At 65.0% G+C, this 16052-nt stretch carries 13 protein-coding genes; 4 read left to right on the plus strand and 9 right to left on the minus strand.

Annotated features, from left to right (window positions below; genetic code table 11):
• Positions 1 to 3: 3 nt before the first annotated feature.
• Genes VGV60_02655 through VGV60_02670 form a run of 4 tightly spaced genes read right to left on the minus strand, consistent with a single transcriptional unit; the run spans position 4 to position 4075 of the window.
• On the minus strand, positions 4 to 1428 hold the full coding sequence (locus VGV60_02655) for a nucleotide sugar dehydrogenase (protein ID HEV8700151.1): 1425 nt from the start codon (positions 1426 to 1428) through the stop codon (positions 4 to 6).
• Entirely contained in the window at positions 1367 to 2566 is a 1200-nt protein-coding gene (locus VGV60_02660) for an MlaD family protein (protein HEV8700152.1), read from the minus strand. Before VGV60_02660 ends, VGV60_02655 begins: the two co-directional genes overlap by 62 nt.
• A complete protein-coding gene (locus VGV60_02665; GenBank protein ID HEV8700153.1) occupies positions 2553 to 3311 on the minus strand; it encodes an ABC transporter ATP-binding protein in 759 nt (252 codons plus the stop codon). The genes VGV60_02660 and VGV60_02665 overlap by 14 nt, the downstream gene beginning before the upstream one ends.
• Before the next feature lie 8 nt (positions 3312 to 3319).
• Positions 3320 to 4075 carry an ABC transporter permease gene (locus VGV60_02670; GenBank protein HEV8700154.1) on the minus strand — a complete coding sequence of 252 codons (756 nt, stop codon included), beginning with the start codon at positions 4073 to 4075 and terminating at the stop codon, positions 3320 to 3322.
• A 619-nt stretch (positions 4076 to 4694) separates the two neighbouring features.
• Here VGV60_02670 and VGV60_02675 point away from each other — a divergent pair.
• Complete coding sequence (locus tag VGV60_02675; GenBank protein HEV8700155.1) at positions 4695 to 6035, plus strand: hypothetical protein; 1341 nt, start codon at positions 4695 to 4697, stop codon at positions 6033 to 6035.
• Between the two features lie 105 nt (positions 6036 to 6140).
• Here VGV60_02675 and VGV60_02680 read toward each other — a convergent pair whose 3' ends face one another.
• The 3 genes from VGV60_02680 to VGV60_02690 all read right to left on the minus strand — a co-directional run bounded on the left by VGV60_02680 (position 6141) and on the right by VGV60_02690 (position 10308).
• Entirely contained in the window at positions 6141 to 7115 is a 975-nt protein-coding gene (locus VGV60_02680) for a class I SAM-dependent methyltransferase (GenBank protein HEV8700156.1), read from the minus strand.
• On the minus strand, positions 7112 to 8269 hold the full coding sequence (locus tag VGV60_02685) for a CapA family protein (protein HEV8700157.1): 1158 nt from the start codon (positions 8267 to 8269) through the stop codon (positions 7112 to 7114). Before VGV60_02685 ends, VGV60_02680 begins: the two co-directional genes overlap by 4 nt.
• A 296-nt stretch (positions 8270 to 8565) precedes the next feature.
• Positions 8566 to 10308, minus strand: a complete 1743-nt coding sequence (locus VGV60_02690) for a glycosyltransferase family 39 protein (GenBank protein ID HEV8700158.1) — start codon at positions 10306 to 10308, stop codon at positions 8566 to 8568.
• Between the two features lie 618 nt (positions 10309 to 10926).
• Here VGV60_02690 and VGV60_02695 point away from each other — a divergent pair.
• Together VGV60_02695 and VGV60_02700 are read left to right on the plus strand one after the other, a co-directional pair.
• Complete coding sequence (locus VGV60_02695; protein HEV8700159.1) at positions 10927 to 11382, plus strand: hypothetical protein; 456 nt, start codon at positions 10927 to 10929, stop codon at positions 11380 to 11382.
• A complete protein-coding gene (locus VGV60_02700) occupies positions 11379 to 12803 on the plus strand; it encodes an O-antigen ligase family protein (GenBank protein ID HEV8700160.1) in 1425 nt (474 codons plus the stop codon). Before VGV60_02695 ends, VGV60_02700 begins: the two co-directional genes overlap by 4 nt.
• Positions 12804 to 13009: 206 nt before the next feature.
• Here VGV60_02700 and VGV60_02705 read toward each other — a convergent pair whose 3' ends face one another.
• The gene (locus VGV60_02705) at positions 13010 to 13201 is read right to left on the minus strand and encodes a hypothetical protein (protein HEV8700161.1); all 192 of its coding nucleotides are present in this window, start codon (positions 13199 to 13201) and stop codon (positions 13010 to 13012) included.
• Between the two features lie 194 nt (positions 13202 to 13395).
• Between VGV60_02705 and VGV60_02710 the strand changes: the two genes are divergently transcribed.
• Positions 13396 to 14127 (plus strand): lysophospholipid acyltransferase family protein, encoded by a 732-nt coding sequence (locus VGV60_02710; GenBank protein ID HEV8700162.1) that lies wholly within the window; start codon positions 13396 to 13398, stop codon positions 14125 to 14127.
• On the opposite strand, the gene asnB is transcribed toward VGV60_02710, so the two are convergent.
• Positions 14120 to 16039 carry an asparagine synthase (glutamine-hydrolyzing) gene (gene asnB, locus VGV60_02715; GenBank protein ID HEV8700163.1) on the minus strand — a complete coding sequence of 640 codons (1920 nt, stop codon included), beginning with the start codon at positions 16037 to 16039 and terminating at the stop codon, positions 14120 to 14122. The two genes, VGV60_02710 and asnB, sit on opposite strands and share 8 nt — an antisense overlap.
• Between the last annotated feature and the right edge of the window lie 13 nt (positions 16040 to 16052).

Genomic DNA, 16052 nt, shown 5'->3' on the forward strand with positions numbered 1-16052 from the left:
CGCTCAGAGTCTCCTGATTTTCTCGCGTCCGGTCTTGACTCCGCGCGTGGCATTGCGCGTGTCCAGCACGCACCGCGAATGGGCCACGATGAATTCATAGTCGTACGTCGAGTGGTTCGTGACGATGATCACGAGACCGGCCGATTCCAGCTCGCGGCGGTCGAGCGGCACCGAGACGTATCTCCGCCCGCCGTCGATGCCGATCTCGCCCGCGTACGGATCGTTGAACCGCACGTCCGCGCCACGGTCGGCCAGCAGCTTGATCACGTCCAGGGCAGGCGACTCCCGCACGTCCCCCACATCCTTCTTGTAGGCCACGCCGAGCACCAGGATGCGCGTGTCCCGCACGCTCCTGTTCTGATCGTTCAGGGCGTCCACGACCTTGCCGACGACGTAGTGCGGCATCTGGGTGTTCACCTCGGACGCCAGCTCGATGAACCGGGCCGTGTAGTTCAGCGTCTTCAGCTTCCAGGAGAGGTAGTGCGGGTCGATCGGGATGCAGTGCCCTCCCAGCCCCGGTCCCGGGTAGAACGGCATGAAGCCGAACGGCTTGGTCGCCGCAGCGTCGATGACTTCCCAGACGTCGAGACCGAGCCGGTCGCACATCAGGGCGACCTCGTTCACCAGCCCGATGTTGACGCTGCGGAAGGTGTTCTCGAGGAGCTTGACCATTTCGGCCGCGCGCGTGCTCGAAACCGGGATGACCTGCTCGATCGCGGGCTCGTAGAGCGCGCGGGCGACCCGGCCGCATGCCGGCGTGACGCCGCCGAGGATCTTGGGCGTGTTGCGCGTGTCGTACTTCGGGTTGCCCGGATCGACGCGTTCGGGAGAGAACGCGAGGAAAAAGTCCCGCCCGGCTTTCAGGCCGGACGCCTGAAGTTTCGGCAGGATCACCTCCTCCGTCGTCCCGGGATACGTCGTGCTTTCCAGCACCACGAGCAGCCCCTTGTGCAGGTGGCTGGCGATCTCGTCCACCGCGGCGACGATATAGGAAATGTCCGGGTCGCGCGTCTTGCGCAGAGGGGTGGGCACGCAGATGACGACCGCATCGCAGCCCGCCAGCACCGAGAAGTCGCCGGTGGGACGGACCGACCCGCTGGCGATCAGCGCGAGGAGCCGATCGTCCGGCACATCCTGGACGTGCGAGCGGCCGCTCTTCAGGCGCCCGATCTTGGCGACGTCGACGTCGATCCCCTCCACGGTGAACCCGGCCCGGGCGAACTCACAGGCCAGCGGCAGTCCGACATAACCCAGGCCGATGACCGCCACCCTGGCCTCCCGCGCCCTGAGCCTCTCGAGCAGATCCCCGGCAGCCCCGGGCTCCGCGTCCGGGGAATCTCCCACGACCACCGCGGCCGCGACGGAGCTACGGCTCGGGCGTGGTCCCGGGTTTGGGTCCGCCAGGGGTCGTTTCTTCTTCGTCGGCATCGTCTCCCTGTGCCTCGCCTTCCTTCGCACTCTCTTTCGCTCCCTTCTTGCCGTAATGCCGGATCATCCCCTTGCCCACGCGGCTCTTCTGGATGCCCGCCACGATGTCCTTGAGCCCCAGGTACACCTCGGGATCGTTGACGATCCCGCCGAGAGTTCCCTTGCCGCTGTCGACCTTGCGCAGGATCGAGTCGGCGTGGGCGGCGACGCTGTCGATCTTCCTCAGGAGGCCGCTGGCGTAGGCTTCGTCGTGCATCAGCCGGCCGAGCAGGCCCTGGCCCTGGTTGACTCCCTCGGCCGCCTTGCGCAATGCCGAGGCGCCGGCGCGCAGATCGCCCAGCACTCGCGCGCCCTCCCCGTCGGGCTTGCTGATCTGAGCCAGGAAGCCCTGGTCGGCGTCCAGCTTCTCCATGATGGAACGCGCGTGGGTCAGCGCGGCATCGATGTTCTCGATCTGCTTGCGGGCCAGGGCCTCGTCGTTGATGAGCGCTCCGGCCAGCCCCTTGCCCTTCTCCACGCCCTCGAGTGTGCGCCGCAGAGAGGACAGGCTCCCTTCCAGGTTGGTCACCCCTTGGCGGCCGAACTCCGGGTTGTGGATCATCTCCTGCACGATTCCCCCGCCTCGATTGATCGCCACCAGCAGATCGCGAAGAGAGGCCGTGATCTCCTTGATGTCGTCCGCGATCCCCTGGCTCTGCAGGATGGTCTCCTCCCAGACGGACACTCCGGGTTCGATGAATCCGTTTTTCTCCAGGGCCGGCCGGTCGGGGTCGCCCGGCGTCAGCTCGATGTATTTGTCCTGGGAGAGGTAGGTGAGCGATTTCAGGAGGGCCTGGGTTCCGGACCGGATGCGGGCGGCGTAGGCCCGGTCGACGGAGAACACGACCTTGATCTTCGATTCACGCAGGTCCTCGGGAAATTCGATTTCCGAGACGGTGCCGATCTGCACTCCCACCAGCCGCACGGGCGAGCCCTCGGCCAGTCCGCTGGTGTTGTCGAACTGGGTCCAGTACTTCGTCTTCCGGGAGAACAACCGCTGTTCCTTGCTGATCGCCATGACGCCGACGGCGAACAGGATCAACCCGATCGAGACGAAGGCCCCCACGCTGACTTCCTTGGTCGCCCTAGACAGTCGCACCGGACACCTCCCTGCCGCCGCTGAGAAAATGCCGCAGGCGCGGCTCCCGGGAAACCTTCGCCTCCTCGACGGTCCCCACGAAGTGCATGCGACCCTCGTACAGGTAGGCGATCCGATCGCCCACGAGGAAGGCGCTCGCGATGTCGTGCGTCACGACCACGGACGTGACCTGGATGCGTCTCTGCAGCCCGCGGATGAGCTCGTTGATGGTATTGGCCGTGACCGGATCGAGGCCGGTCGTCGGCTCATCGTACAGGATGCAGCGCGGATCCATGGCGATGGAGCGGGCCAGTGCCACCCGCTTCTTCATCCCGCCCGACAGCTCGGCAGGCATGAGCTCCTCGACGCCTTCCAGCCCCACGAGGGCGAGCTTGGCGCGCACGTTGTGGCGGATCCGCTCCTCGTCGAGATCCGTATGCTCCCGCAGGCCATAGGCCACGTTGTCCAGGACGTTCATCGAATCGAACAGGGCGCTCCCCTGGAAGAGCATCGCCACCTTCTGGCGAACCGGGATGAGCCCCTCCTCATCGTAGTCGACGATGTCCTCCCCTTCCACGAACACGTGTCCCCGGTCCGGCCGGTGCAGGCCGATGATGTGCCGGATCAGGACCGATTTCCCGCTGCCGCTGCCTCCGAGGACGACCATCGTCTCGCCCCGCTGGATGTCGACGCTGATCCCGCCCAGGACCTTCTTCTCCCCGAAAGATTTGTGGACATCCTCGAACCTGACGAAGGGGTCGTCCACAGCCGCTCTCAGAGCGCCAGAAAGAATTTGGTCAGAAAGAAGTCCGAGACCAGGACCGAGAGCGAGGCCGCGACGACGGTCTGGGTCGTCGCACGCCCGACCCCGTCCGCTCCACCCTCGGCGGACAGACCGCTATGGCAGGCAATGAGTGAGATGAACAGGGCGAAGAAAATCGACTTCCCGACGCCGCTGAGGATGTCCTGGACGCTGAGCGCCTGGACCACGTGTTGCATGTAGAAGGCCCCGGGCTGGTTCAGGCTCGTCGTGGCCATGGTCAGTCCGCCCAGGATACCGACGAAATCGGCGAAGATCGTGAGGATCGGCAGCATGATCAGGATCGCCAGGACCTTCGGCACCACCAGCTTGCGCACCGGGTTCGCCGCCATGGCGCGAATGGCGTCGATCTGTTCGGTCACCTTCATTGTGCCAATCTCGGCGGTGATCCCGGCCCCCACGCGCCCCCCCACCATGAGGGCGGTCAGGACCGGCCCCAGCTCGCGCACCAGCGACAGCGCCACGATGTCTCCCACGAACAGCTTGGCCCCGTAGGCCGCCAGTGAGTAGGAGGTCTGCAGTGCCAGCACCATGCCGGTGAACAGCGCCGTGACCGTGGCGATCGCCAGGGAGCGCACCCCCAGGTGGTGCATCTGGTCGAGAATGACAGACCACTCGGGCTTCTTCCGGACCGTCTCCCTGACGGTCTGGGTGAACAGGAGCGAGATGGCTCCGAGATGTCCCAGCGCCAGATCCAGAAAACTGTTCATCGAGACAACCACTCCCCCCCTCGATGGCGTTCCGGCTGCGCAAGGGGCCAGATGCCCTCCTCCCTGGCGGCGGCTCGGGTCTCATTTTCCGCGGTAGCGTACCACAGAGCCGTCGACCAGAGTCGGGCTGGCGGGCGGCTTCACCAGGCTGGATTCGAGCCATGAGTTCCCGGGCTCTTGTTCCGCTCCGATTCATGAAGGTCTCCTCAGGAACCCGCTGACATCGGGTCCCGGGCGGGAGCCATGTGAACTGCGCTTTGGGTCTTCGGATACGGGTCGCTGGTCTGGCGGCCCGCGTTCACCTTCGCCGAGCGCCTCGAACACCGAGAGCGTGCGCGATCGCGCCGCCGACCTCGCGGCCCTCGCCCCCGGTTGACGCCACCCGCTCAAGAGCGGACCACAGTTTACCTGCGCAGCCCCTGACCGTGATCCCGCGAGAACCTCCTCGCGATCCGGCGGCGAGGACGACTCCGAGCCGCATGCCCAGGAGGGATCGGCTTGGGTTACACTATGTCGGATGCCGGCGGGTCAGGGCCGCCCGTCCGGAACGGAGCTTCTCGGCGATGCTGTCCGCGTGAAGTCCTCCTCTTGGTACCGATTCGTCAGAGTTACTCTTCGCGTGAAACAGTCGGTTCTTGATCGTTGGGATCTCGCCGCTCTTCTCTGTCTCGCTGCGAGCTTCCTTCTCGTGGCGAATGTGGGGTTCAAACCAAAGCCGTTTGGCGACACGGACTTCCACATCGAAGCCAAGGCTCTCTCCGCGGCCCTCCGCGGCGAGATGCCCTGGACCAGCGTCGCCATGACGAAGGCTCCGGCCCCCGTCGTCTACTACGCGATTCCTTATCTGTTCATCAAACAAGGTTCGTCCGACGACGACTATTGGCGCGTTGGCGTGTTCTGGACCGCACTGTGGATGGGCGTCTCCCTGCTGTTGCTGCGAAGAGCCGCCGCTCGCGTTGGAGGGACAACGGCCGGGCTCTTCGCAGTCGTCATCACGTTGCTCAACCCGTTCAACATCTACTACGCGTTTGGCATCAGCGCAGAGAACCCGGCGTATCTCGGCGCCATATTGATGATCGCCGCATGGTTCTGGGCGAACGACAAGACTCCCGCCGACAAGAGCTCCTGGTCCAGCGCGCTGGCATTGGCGCTCGGCACCACGGTGTTGATCCTCTCGAGGCCCAACAGTGCGTTGATGCTGCCGCTGATGGTGCTGGGCGCAGTCGTCCTGGCAAGACGTGGTGACCGCGCGGGTATCCTTCTCGGTCGCAGCGTTCTCGTCGTGGTGCTCGCCCTAGCGGTGACTCGGATGGTGATCGCGCAGCTTCCCGGCCGCCCGGAGATCGCCCGACAGGGCTCGTATCTCGCTCACGTGATGTTCCACGGCAGCTTCCAGTACCGCACGGAGACGTGGGATTGGCGCTTCTGGGACATCAAGACCCGCCCGGACAGTGTGGACTACATCACCTGGAGCGAAGAGCTCACGTCGCTGGAGCTCGAAGCTGGACGCAAGAACGTGCCGCTCGCGTCTCTCGAATATCAGTGGATTTGGAACGATTTCCTCAGAAATCCACTCCTCCGACTGAAGATGGTCGCGGTGCGGGCGCTATCGATCCATTTCGCTCGCGTCAACTCGGTCAGTCGTCAGACCTTCAAGATTGGTCCTTGGGAAGGACCGGCCGCGTATTGGAGCGTTCATATCGCGATCAATGCGCTGAGCGTCCTCGTTCTTGCCTGCGCACTCATCTTCACGTTCCACCACCCGGGAGGTCCCTGGTCGGTTTGGCCGATATGGGTGCCTTGGGTCGCACTGTTGGCGTTTCACACCCTGTTTTACGCCGAGCCGCGCTATCTGTTGCCGACGCGGCCCGGCCTGATCGTCGGGGCTGCTGCGCTGATTTCCGGCGTCCTGTCACAGCGGCGCCGATCCAACGTCACGAAGAGCTCAGGATCGATCTGACCCGCCGGCGTTCATCGGACCTGTAGCCTGCGACCTCGGTGACGACGGCGAACGGCCTCGCCTTGACCTCGTCGAAGATGCGGCCAACGTACTCGCCGAGGACACCTAGCGCCCCGCCGCAGGGCGGCGCACACGGGCCTCAACCCCGTTCCCCCCGTATTCGCACCAGATCTCCACCCCGCCGATGCGCTCGAGAGCGCGGCGGATTTGGTCGCGAGTGCGGAAATGCTTGTACCAGTCCGTCAGCGAATCGTGCGTGTCGAGCAGCGACCATTGGCGCTGCAGATCGTCGTTGAGCGGCAGCGCGTGGTAGTAGGACAGCACCGGAGATACCCTGCTGAGGAGGGCCTGCGCCACTCGGCTTCGGCGGGCCGCCCGGTGCAGTGGGAACAGCCACCGGACCAGGCGGTCGGTCCAGAGCATTCCCTGCTCGGGCGGCAGGTGGCGCAAGACGATGCGGAACAGCGGCGCCGTCTTGGTGAACTGTGAGAGAGTATAGGTGTAGTGGTCCAGAACGAGCCAACCGCCCGGCTTCACCTGGGCGTACAGTCGCGCCAGTGCCTCCTCGGGGCTGGGTGTGTGCTGCACGACACCCAGGCAGAATACGATGTCGTACTGCGCGGGAGCGAAGGGCAGCGAGAGGATGTCCGCCTGGACGACGCGGTGCCGATCGTCCTGCGGGAAGTTCTCCTGGTTGGCCTCGACGGCGGAGCTCAAGTCCACCGAGGTGACGCAGGCACCCGTCGACAGCAGCACTTCGGTAAATCGTCCCGCCCCGCAACCCACCTCGAGCACGTGGGTCCTGCCGGGAGCCTGGAGCGCCCGCCAGAGGGACTCTCCCAGACAGCGCCGCGCCCGGTCACGGGAGATAGTCGTGCGGGTGTAGGAGTCGAGCTGCGTCCTGCGATGAACGTTCCACTGCAAGCCGAAGGCGTCCGCGTACCCTCGTTCGGGCACGAAGCGGGGAATGCCGGCCCGCTCGGCCCAGGCATGGCCCCGGCGGCAGGCGAGTCCCGCCGCGGCTCGCTCGAGCGGCTGGGCGTCATCCGGGCAGACGAGGGCCGGCCAGGCATCCGTCAAGAGCGCCGCCACAACGCCGCGAGCCTGTGCATGGCGAACCGGCCGAGCATTACGAGGTGCTCCGGGCGCGCGCGCGACATGTTCGAGGTCAGCTCCCGCCAGTGACCTTTGCGAAGGTGAATCCAGAGCCAGCTCAAGAGGTTCCCGGTGTTCAGCGAGGCTCTCTGGCGGGTGAACGCCTCTCGATACCGATCCAGGCGGATGTCCAGGCTGACCGCCTCGAGATGATCGATGATCCGCCGCGCCTCCGTTTCGACCGCCGGCACGACGCGGTAATCGTCCGTCACCTGGATCGGCACCACGGCGATCGTGCGGACCCCTTCCTTGTCGATCTCCATGATGAAGATGGCGGATTCCCTCTGCTTTTCGGGCACCGGCGGGACGCCCAGCTCTCCCTCGAAGACATCTGCGACGAAGTTGCCGAGGTTGTAAACCGCCGCCCGTCCTCCTTCCACGCCATAGCCCTGGAGGACGTGGGCGTGGTGCATGAGGACGACATGCGCGCCGGCGGCCAGGAGGCGGTCGGCGATCTCCTTGAACTCCGGTTTCGGGTAGTCGAGCCACATCAACCCGATGTGGATCGAGATGATGACGCAATCGACGCGATCCCGCAGCGCCGCAACCGATCGCATCGCGAGCCCCTCGTCCCATTCGACGAAGCCGGGCACCTCGGGATCGTCCTGCCGCTGCAGCGTCCTGCCGAATCCCAGCAGGCCGATCCGCAAGCCCTGTGCCTCGATTTCGACGGGCTGCGACGCCTCTTCCTGCGTCCCACCGGCGCCCAGCGGAAGCATCCCCGCGGCCGCCACGACGCGACGCGTCTCCTGCAGTCCGCCGGGACCGTACTCCAGGATGTGGTTATTGGCCAGCGACAGCACCGTGAACCCGGCGCGCGACAGAGGCCCGGCCATCGCCGGGTCACCCCTGAAGAGCTCCCGTCCCGGTCGCGGGGCGCACAGCGGGGTCTCCAGATTGCCGAAGACGATGTCCCCCGAGCGCAGGATCGGAGCGACCGCGGCGAACGCTTCGTCCGCGCCGGCCGCTCCCGGGTAGCGCCGGCGCACGCCGCCGGAGAGCATCAGGTCGCCGACTGCGACCAGACGGCAGGAGGCGCCCGCGGGCGCCCCCGGACGGCGGTAGAGCAGACGCTCCACCTAATGCCTCACAGCGGTCGTGGGGATCGGCATCAGCACAGTTGCCATCAAGGATTCACCAGGGCTTCCGCGGTTGCGAGGGCCTGAATATACCCCGGCGGCCGGTGTACGGCAATGCTCATTCCGATCACGGATACCGTTCCTTCCGGCCAGCATGGCAACCCTAGCCAGGCGCTGGGTCGCCAACTATCTCAGGCGGTGGGAAGCGGTGGAGCGGGTCTCACAAGCATTGGAGCCAGGGGAAACCGGGCGCACGCCCGAACATGCAGTCCAGGGCCCGCACGGGTACTGATGCGTCAGTCTGCACGTTCGTAGATGTCGATGTTCGGTCCGGGCCTCTCGACGTCGTGGAAACCGGCGAAGGGCAAATAGAACGCGTCCTGTTGATCGAAGAAGTTGTCCTTCCGATCGAGTTCGGTCACGTGGAAGGACCTCGTACGTCTGTAGGATTCTTCCAATAGGCGTCCTATCCCGGCCGGGATCTCATTGCGCGTTGAAAGCGGTGACGAGGCCGTGATGATGTATCGGGGTCGATCATGTCTGATCTCATGGCCAAAAGCGAACTTGCGAGATTTCGGATCATAGGCCCATTCCTCGAACACCCGGATCTGCTTCGCCTCTTGATGATCGGCTAGGATGCGGTCCATCTCCGCCCTCATCTCCCCGATGGCACCGGACGCAGGCTCAGAGGTCCTCTCCAGGGATTCACGAGTTTCGGGCAGCCGCAGGCGCTCCCAGCCGCCGGTTTGATAGACGGAACTGTGTCCCTCGAGGTGAGCCTGTGCCCAGTTGGTGGCCAGGAGGCGACTATCGGGTCTGTCGAGAAGCGAGTTTGATCGGATTACGTTATGGGCCGAAGGGAAGACAATGAGGCCCGCGAGGGCCAGGGTCGCACCGTTCTTCAGATAGGAGGAACGACCCCGTGCAATGAGGTCGGCGAGGTCAATGACACTGACGGCTGCCGCGATGCAGAGAAAAGGGACGACGGGAATCATGTACCTGAGGAACACGGTCAACCCTTTTCCCGCGATGGCGTAATAGACCATGGGAAAGGACCAGAGGACGAGCGCGGTTCTCGGACTTCGGCGTGCGAAAATGAACAATCCGACCAGCGATGCGACCAGCAGGCTCCATCCAAGGCCGTGCCACAAGGTAAAGCGGAGGTGGTACCACCATCCCCTGCCTAGGTCGATGCGATCGCCCGAAGAGAGATGCCACGCCTCGTAGAGAACCCCGGAAAGGAACGTCCGGAAATCGATCAACGCGAACGGTGTCCCGGCCAGGAAGGCGAATACCATCCCAAGGACAAAGACCAAGATCCGTCTATCGATCAAGGACCCGAGCACGCTGACGTACAACGGGCGGACAAGCGACACGTGGCACAAAAGGAGAGGGACGGCCAGAAAAAGACCACTGTACTTCGTGGACATGGCCAGTCCGGCGAAAATCCCGGCGAGCAGGTAATTCGTCCGAGTCGGATGAGCATGGATTCTGGATATGAACAGAACGGAGCACATGATCAGAAACGCCAGCGGTACGTCCGTGACGCCAAAGTGCGAGTCTCGGACATGGAGGTGTGTCAGGGCGAGAAAAAGTGCTGCGACGAGGCCCGTCCTCCGGTCGACGGAGCGCGCGCAAATGCGGTAGACGAGCCAGACGGTCGCGATGCCGAGAGTTGCCGAAATGGTTCTGTCAATGAGGTAGAAGTTGGACGGATCGAGCGCGTATTCGGTGAGAAAGTCGGGTCGCGATGAATACCTTCCCGACAGGGTCCCGAGAAGGTAGTAGCAACCATACAAGAAGAACAGGACATACATGTAGAGCGTGGGATAGTTAAACACGTGCGGATTGAAATCGCCGGAACTGAAGCGAAGCGCCGTTCTGATCAGGTGAGCTTCGTCGGGCCGGCACTCCGGGTTCGGGAGCCCGAAGCCGATTCCCCAGAATCTTACGAAGGCGGCGACACACAGAACAGCGAGGAGCGCCAGGCGGTGCCCCGTCGAATTCGAGTGCGAGCCCTGGTCACGTTCCGTGGTCATCCCGAAGCCTCGGATTCGGATGGAAGGGGGGCCATTGCGGCGCTCAGAAGTCAAATCGTAAGGGCGCAGCGACCGCGTACAGGGAATGGCAGGATGAGCGTCATCTTCTCGAATTCATGGGAGCGGAAGGTCCCCATGCATAGATCGGCCGCGCGGACGCATCACGCCGGCCCCTACGAGGGGTGTCAGGCCGATGGCCATGATGGCCGTGCGTCGTTCCAGCGATCGCAAGGCTAGGACCATGCCGGCATTCTAGCACTGTCGGGGCCTTGGCCGAGATGGCCTATCCTGCGCGGCGATCGTCCCAAGACAGCCATTGGCTGCGTGCGACGGGCCTTCCGCGCGAAGGGTCCGGTGGTCCTCATCGACTGCGGCCGGAAGAACAACCAGGTGTGCATGCTCCTGGAGAAGAGCGCGGAGGGCGGCCAGGGACATCGTCTTCAGGTTGCTGGTGAGGCCTGTCTTGGACATCGCTCCTCAGGGGCGGTCCGGACGGGGCCGCGGAACGCCCGGTCCTGGTGGGGAATCACCGGGACCGGGGATGGTTGGCGATTGCATGCCCCGGGCAAACGTCGTATATTCTGAGACCCGGCGGACCCAAGTTACGCGATGAACCCCTTGGCCAGGAAGGCCCTGCTCTTCGCCCTCTTCTCCCTGCTTCTGGGAGGGGAGACGGCCTACTTCGGGCGCGAGTGCGCCGCCACAGTCCAGCGACAGCGGGGCGAGCGGGCCTTCTTCTGGAACGATCACCGCACCTCGTGGGGCCACAATCGGGCTGCTCTCGCCTGGGGAAGCAACCCCGAGCGCCTGCGGCGGAAGAGACCGATCGACCTCCAGGCCCCGTCAGAGGATCCCCGCGAGAACCTGACCCCCGCCCTCATCGAGATCGATGCCGCGCGCCTTTTGGTCGCGCAGGACGAGCGCGATTGCACCGTGGAGTTCCGGAAGAAGGCCATCGCGATCGACCCGTGCTCCTACGATGCCCGGTTCCTGCTCGGGCTCCTCGCCCTGAACCCTGGCGCGAGCGGCCACCGGGAGCAGTGCGCCAGCATGGCGCCGGGGACGGCACGATGAGCACGCTGCGTCGCGACATGAGCCGCCCGATCATGATGCTGATCGTGTTGGGCTACCTGACGCTGCTGGCCGTCGGACTGATCCGGATGCACCTCGATCCGGACGTCGTGGCGGCCCTGACGATCGGCGGGATCGGCCTGGTCATCCTGGCGCTGCGCCCGTACCTCGGGATCCATGCGTTCATCGCGGTCATGTACCTCGAAAACGTCCTTCCCAGCGAGGGCGGTGTCACGGGCCCGAAGGTGCTCGGTGCGGTCATCCTCACGGGATGGCTCCTGAGCGCCGCCCTGCGGCGCGGGCTGGGCTTCCGGCTGGGCGCGTTCGTGCTGGTGATGCTCGCGTTCGTGACCTGGACCGGCGTCTCCTCGGTCTACGCTCTCGACGACGAGCTGGCGCTCGCCCGCGTCTTCAGCTTCGTGCAGCTGGCGGGCGCGACGCTGATGTTCATCTCGGTCATCGATCGCCCGAGCCGGATGCGGGGAGTGCAGTGGGCCATCGTCCTGTGGACTTGCCTCGCCACCATCTTCGCCCTGGCGGAGTACTACCTGGGGTTGACCAACGTCGCCGTGGGATTCATCGGCAACCGGAACGGGCTCGCCAGCGGGATCAGCTTCGCGATCGTCTTCGCCTGCTTGCTCTACCAGGCGGATCCGGGGCGACTGGCGAGGCTGTTCCTTATCTTCACCCTGCCGGTCTTCTTCCTCGGACTCGCGCTCACCCTGTCGCGCACCGGCTTCATCATGCTCGCCGTGGGGCTTCTGGCGGTCTGGTACAGGGTCGTCAGGGACAAGGGTCTTCTGATCCTGGCGGGATCGGTGGCCGCGCTCAGTCTGGTTACCGTCCTGCTACCGGACACCGTCTGGCAGCGCGTCGGCAGCATCGTCCCGGCCATCCGGCAGCAGCGGGACACCTTCGGATTGCGGGTCCGGCTGTGGCAGGCCGGCATGCGGATGATCGAAGACCGGCCGGTGTTCGGCGTGGGGCCGGGCAACTTCGTCGCGGCCCTGCCGCGTTACTCCCCGGGGGAGCTGACGGGCCGGCAGCTCGTGGCCCACAACTCGTACGTGAGCGTCGCGGCCGAGATGGGGCTCGTCGGCTTGGCCCTTTTCCTGATGATGTACCTGCTGGCGCTCCGCGAGGCCGGCTTCGCTTTGCGATGGGGGCGACGGTCGGGATCGAAGGAGTTGGAACTCCACGCGTTCGCGATGGAGATCAGCCTGATCCTGGTGATGACCGGGGCCCTCGCCGGCAGCCTCGAGAGCCTCAAGTACAACTGGATGTGCCTGGGGCTGGCCGTCGGTGTCGGGCAGGTGGCACGGCAGGCCTCGTCGAGGGCCGGGGCGCAACTCCGCGGCAGGGCGGTCGGCGCCGTCACGGAGGGTGCGGGCGGCCCAAACGTGGAGCCGCGGCGACTCGGCTGACGGACCCCCCGGCGCTTCACCGGCTGGTGCTCGTCGTCGGGCAGCTCACCCTCGCGGGCTCGAGAGACAGGTCGTCCTGCTGGCTTCCGGTCTCGATCGTCGCCCGTTCGAGATCGGCGAGGTCTCGCTCACCGCCTGTGGCATTTGGGGAAAGGCTCTGGGCGAGATCGCGCCGAGATGCCCCAACGCCAAGTCCAGAACACTGTTCACGGAACTCGCCGCATCATGGCAAGATGGATCAGCCCGCCCAGCAGCACGTGCAGGCCAAGGTTGAGGATTTGGAGAGGGACGGGATTCCGGCCGCAGAGAGCCTGGGCGGCCGACGCCGGAACCTTTAAAAAGCCGGATCCGAAGTAAAACTGGAAGTCATCGGAAACGTAGCCGCCGGTCAGCCCCACGCCCTATACGGCCACACAGGCCGCCGAAAGAAGCGTCAGGCAAAGGCCGGAGGCGTTCCGCGGAGTTGCGTTTTCGGCACGGATGAAAGAGAACGGAAGTCTAACGGAGCGACGTGCTCCGGTCAAGGAACGGAGCGCACAGTCTATACTTGCCGCCGGAGGGACCGCACCATCCCGCGACCGAGTCTGCGCTGATGAACCTGCTTCGCCTGGCGCTCATTGTCCTGTACACCTTCGTGATCGGAACGATCACGATTGTCCTCTGTGTTCTGGTCCCTGGGGGTTCGACTCTGAGGCCGCTGGCGCGCCTCTGGTCCTGGCTGGTGCTGCGGACCTGCCGGGTGCGCTCCCGGGCCATCTACCATCCGCACCTGGATCCTGCCCGACCGAGCATTTACATCGCGAACCACCAGAGCCAGTTCGACATCCCCGCGCTCGCACTGGCCATGAAATCCGATTTCCGGATGGTCTCCAAGCGAGAGCTCCTTTACGTGCCCGTTTTCGGTTGGGCTCTCTGGTTCGCGGGATTCGTCTTCATCGACCGCACCAACCGCGCCAAGGCGATCCAGAGCCTGGATCGGACGGCACGCATGATTCGCAAGGGAACCTCGGTCGTCGTGTTCGCAGAGGGCACGCGCAGCCCCGACCGCCGGCTCCTCCCCTTCAAGAAGGGAGGGTTCATCCTCGCGTTGCAGGCCGGCGTGCCGATCGTCCCCGTCTCCATCCGAGGTGGACACGACGTCCTGCCCAAGGGCAGTCTGCGGATCCGGCCCGGCACCATCGAGGTAGTGTTCGGCGAACCGGTTCCGACCTCCTCCTATTCCCTGGAGACCAAGGACGATCTGATCGCCGCAGTGCGGGAGCGGATCACGGCGGGACTCGCTCAGACGCCGGACCTGTTCCGCGTCTCCACATCTGCTATTTGATGTCGTGCAGCGAATCCTGGCGGCCCAGATCCCCATCCATGAACATACGGAACCACAGCTCGAGCCAGAGGAGCGCCCACAATTTCGAGGACTGGTCCTCGCCAGCCATGTGGCGAGCGATGAGGCTCCGCACCTCCGACCGATGGAAGTAGCCGCGACTCTCGAAACGCGGGTGCGTGAGCAGCACTTCGAGCGGCTTTCTCAGGGGTCCGCGCAGCCACGACGCCAGCGGGATGCCGAAGCCCTGTTTGGGGCGGTAGACGACCGAGGGAGGGACCAGTCGCGCGGCCAGGGTCTTGAGAAGATGCTTCCCCTGCAGCCATTTGAATTTCATCGAGGACGGCAGCGCGGCGGCGAACTCCAGGATGCGGAAATCGAGCAGCGGCGAACGGGTCTCGAGCGAGTTCGCCATCGACGCGATATCCATTTTCACCAGTAGATCGTCGGGAAGATAGGTCTGGATCACCACCTGCAGCCCCCTGTCCACCTCGTCCGCTCCATCGGTGCCGAGGTACACCTCATGGCAGTACTCGGCCGGATCGAGGCTGGTCAGCTGCGAACGGAAGGAGGGAAGGTAAAGCCTCTCCAAGTCTAACCTTTTATACCCCGGCCAGATCCAGAAGAGGTCGGCGGCCGAGCGCTCGGCCCACTCCGGCAGCAGGCCCACCAGGGTCAGGAGCCGGCCGTGGGCCCCCGGCACCCGCTTCAATGCGCTCCCGAGAGACTTCAGGGCGGCGCGGCTCAAGCGTCGGCCCGCCAGACGGCGGCACCACTCGATCGTTCGAATCGCGCGGTTCCAGGGGTAGCCTGCGAAGGGCTCGTCGCCCCCGTCGCCATTCAAGGCGACCTTGACGTGCTTGCGGGCCGCTTCCGACACGTAGTAGCTCGGAACCGCGCTTGAATCGGCGAAGGGCTCCCCGTAATGCCACACCAGCCTGGGAAGGATGGCCGCGGCGTCCGCCTCGACGCGGATTTCAGTGTGCTCCGTGTGCAGCGCCTCCGCGACAGCCCGTGCATGGGGCAGCTCGTTGTGGCTCTCTTCGGCGAACCCGACCGAGAACGTCCGCACGGCGCCACCGGCCCGGCTCATCATGGCGACGACCGTGCTCGAATCAACTCCGCCGCTGAGGAATGCCCCCAGAGGCACGTCGCCGATGAGGCGCAGCCGGGTCGCGTTCTCGAGGAGTTCATCGAGCCGCTCGACCGCCTCTTCCTGGGTGCAACGGATTTTTTCTCGAAACGACAGCTTCCAGTAGGAATCGGTGCGCGCTCCTGTCCGCGTGCAGGTCATGACGCTTCCGGGCGGCACCTTGCGCACGCCCGCGTAGATGGACATGTCACCGGGAACGCACAGGTAGCCGAGGTAGGAGTTCAGGGCGGCCTGGTCGACCGGTGGGATGCTCTTCAGTCCCCGGACCAGCGCCCGCACCTCGGAGGCAAAGACGACTTCACCGTCTCCGTCCCGGTAGAAGAGCGGCTTCTTGCCGACCCGGTCCCGGGCCAGGTAGAGCGTCTGCCGCGGCGCGTCCCACAGGGCGATGGCGAACATGCCGTTGAGGCGCCTGACCACGTCGATCCCCCAGTGCATGTATCCCTGCAGGATGACCTCGGTATCGCTCTGGGTGAGGAAGCGCCGCCCCTGCGACTCCAGATCGGATCGCAGCTCCCGATAGTTGTAGATCTCGCCGTTGAAAACGATCCGGGCGGATCCGTCCTCCGGCCCCATGGGCTGATTCGCCGTGGGGGAAAGATCGATGATGGCGAGACGGTTGAAGGCCAGACCGATGTGCGGCGACGTGTGCAGGCCTTGGTCATCCGGACCTCGGTGCGCCTGGTCGTCCCTCATCCGCAGGAGACGATTGACCTGGATCGGCGAGTCTCCCCGACTGAAGATCCCAGCGATGCCGCACATGGATCGGTCCTTT

Source organism: Candidatus Polarisedimenticolia bacterium (assembly GCA_036001465.1).
In the GTDB taxonomy this organism is placed as follows: domain Bacteria; phylum Acidobacteriota; class Polarisedimenticolia; order Gp22-AA2; family Gp22-AA2; genus Gp22-AA3.

Bases quoted from the DNA above. Each gene is read 5' to 3' on its own strand.
- VGV60_02690 (HEV8700158.1), bottom strand. From the start codon at position 10,308: ATGACCACGGAACGTGACCAGGGCTCGCACTCGAATTCGACGGGGCAC.
- VGV60_02710 (HEV8700162.1), top strand. From the start codon at position 13,396: ATGAACCTGCTTCGCCTGGCGCTCATTGTCCTGTACACCTTCGTGATC.
- asnB (HEV8700163.1), bottom strand. From the start codon at position 16,039: ATGTGCGGCATCGCTGGGATCTTCAGTCGGGGAGACTCGCCGATCCAG.
- VGV60_02655 (HEV8700151.1), bottom strand. From the start codon at position 1,428: ATGCCGACGAAGAAGAAACGACCCCTGGCGGACCCAAACCCGGGACCA.
- VGV60_02700 (HEV8700160.1), top strand. From the start codon at position 11,379: ATGAGCACGCTGCGTCGCGACATGAGCCGCCCGATCATGATGCTGATC.
- VGV60_02670 (HEV8700154.1), bottom strand. From the start codon at position 4,075: ATGAACAGTTTTCTGGATCTGGCGCTGGGACATCTCGGAGCCATCTCG.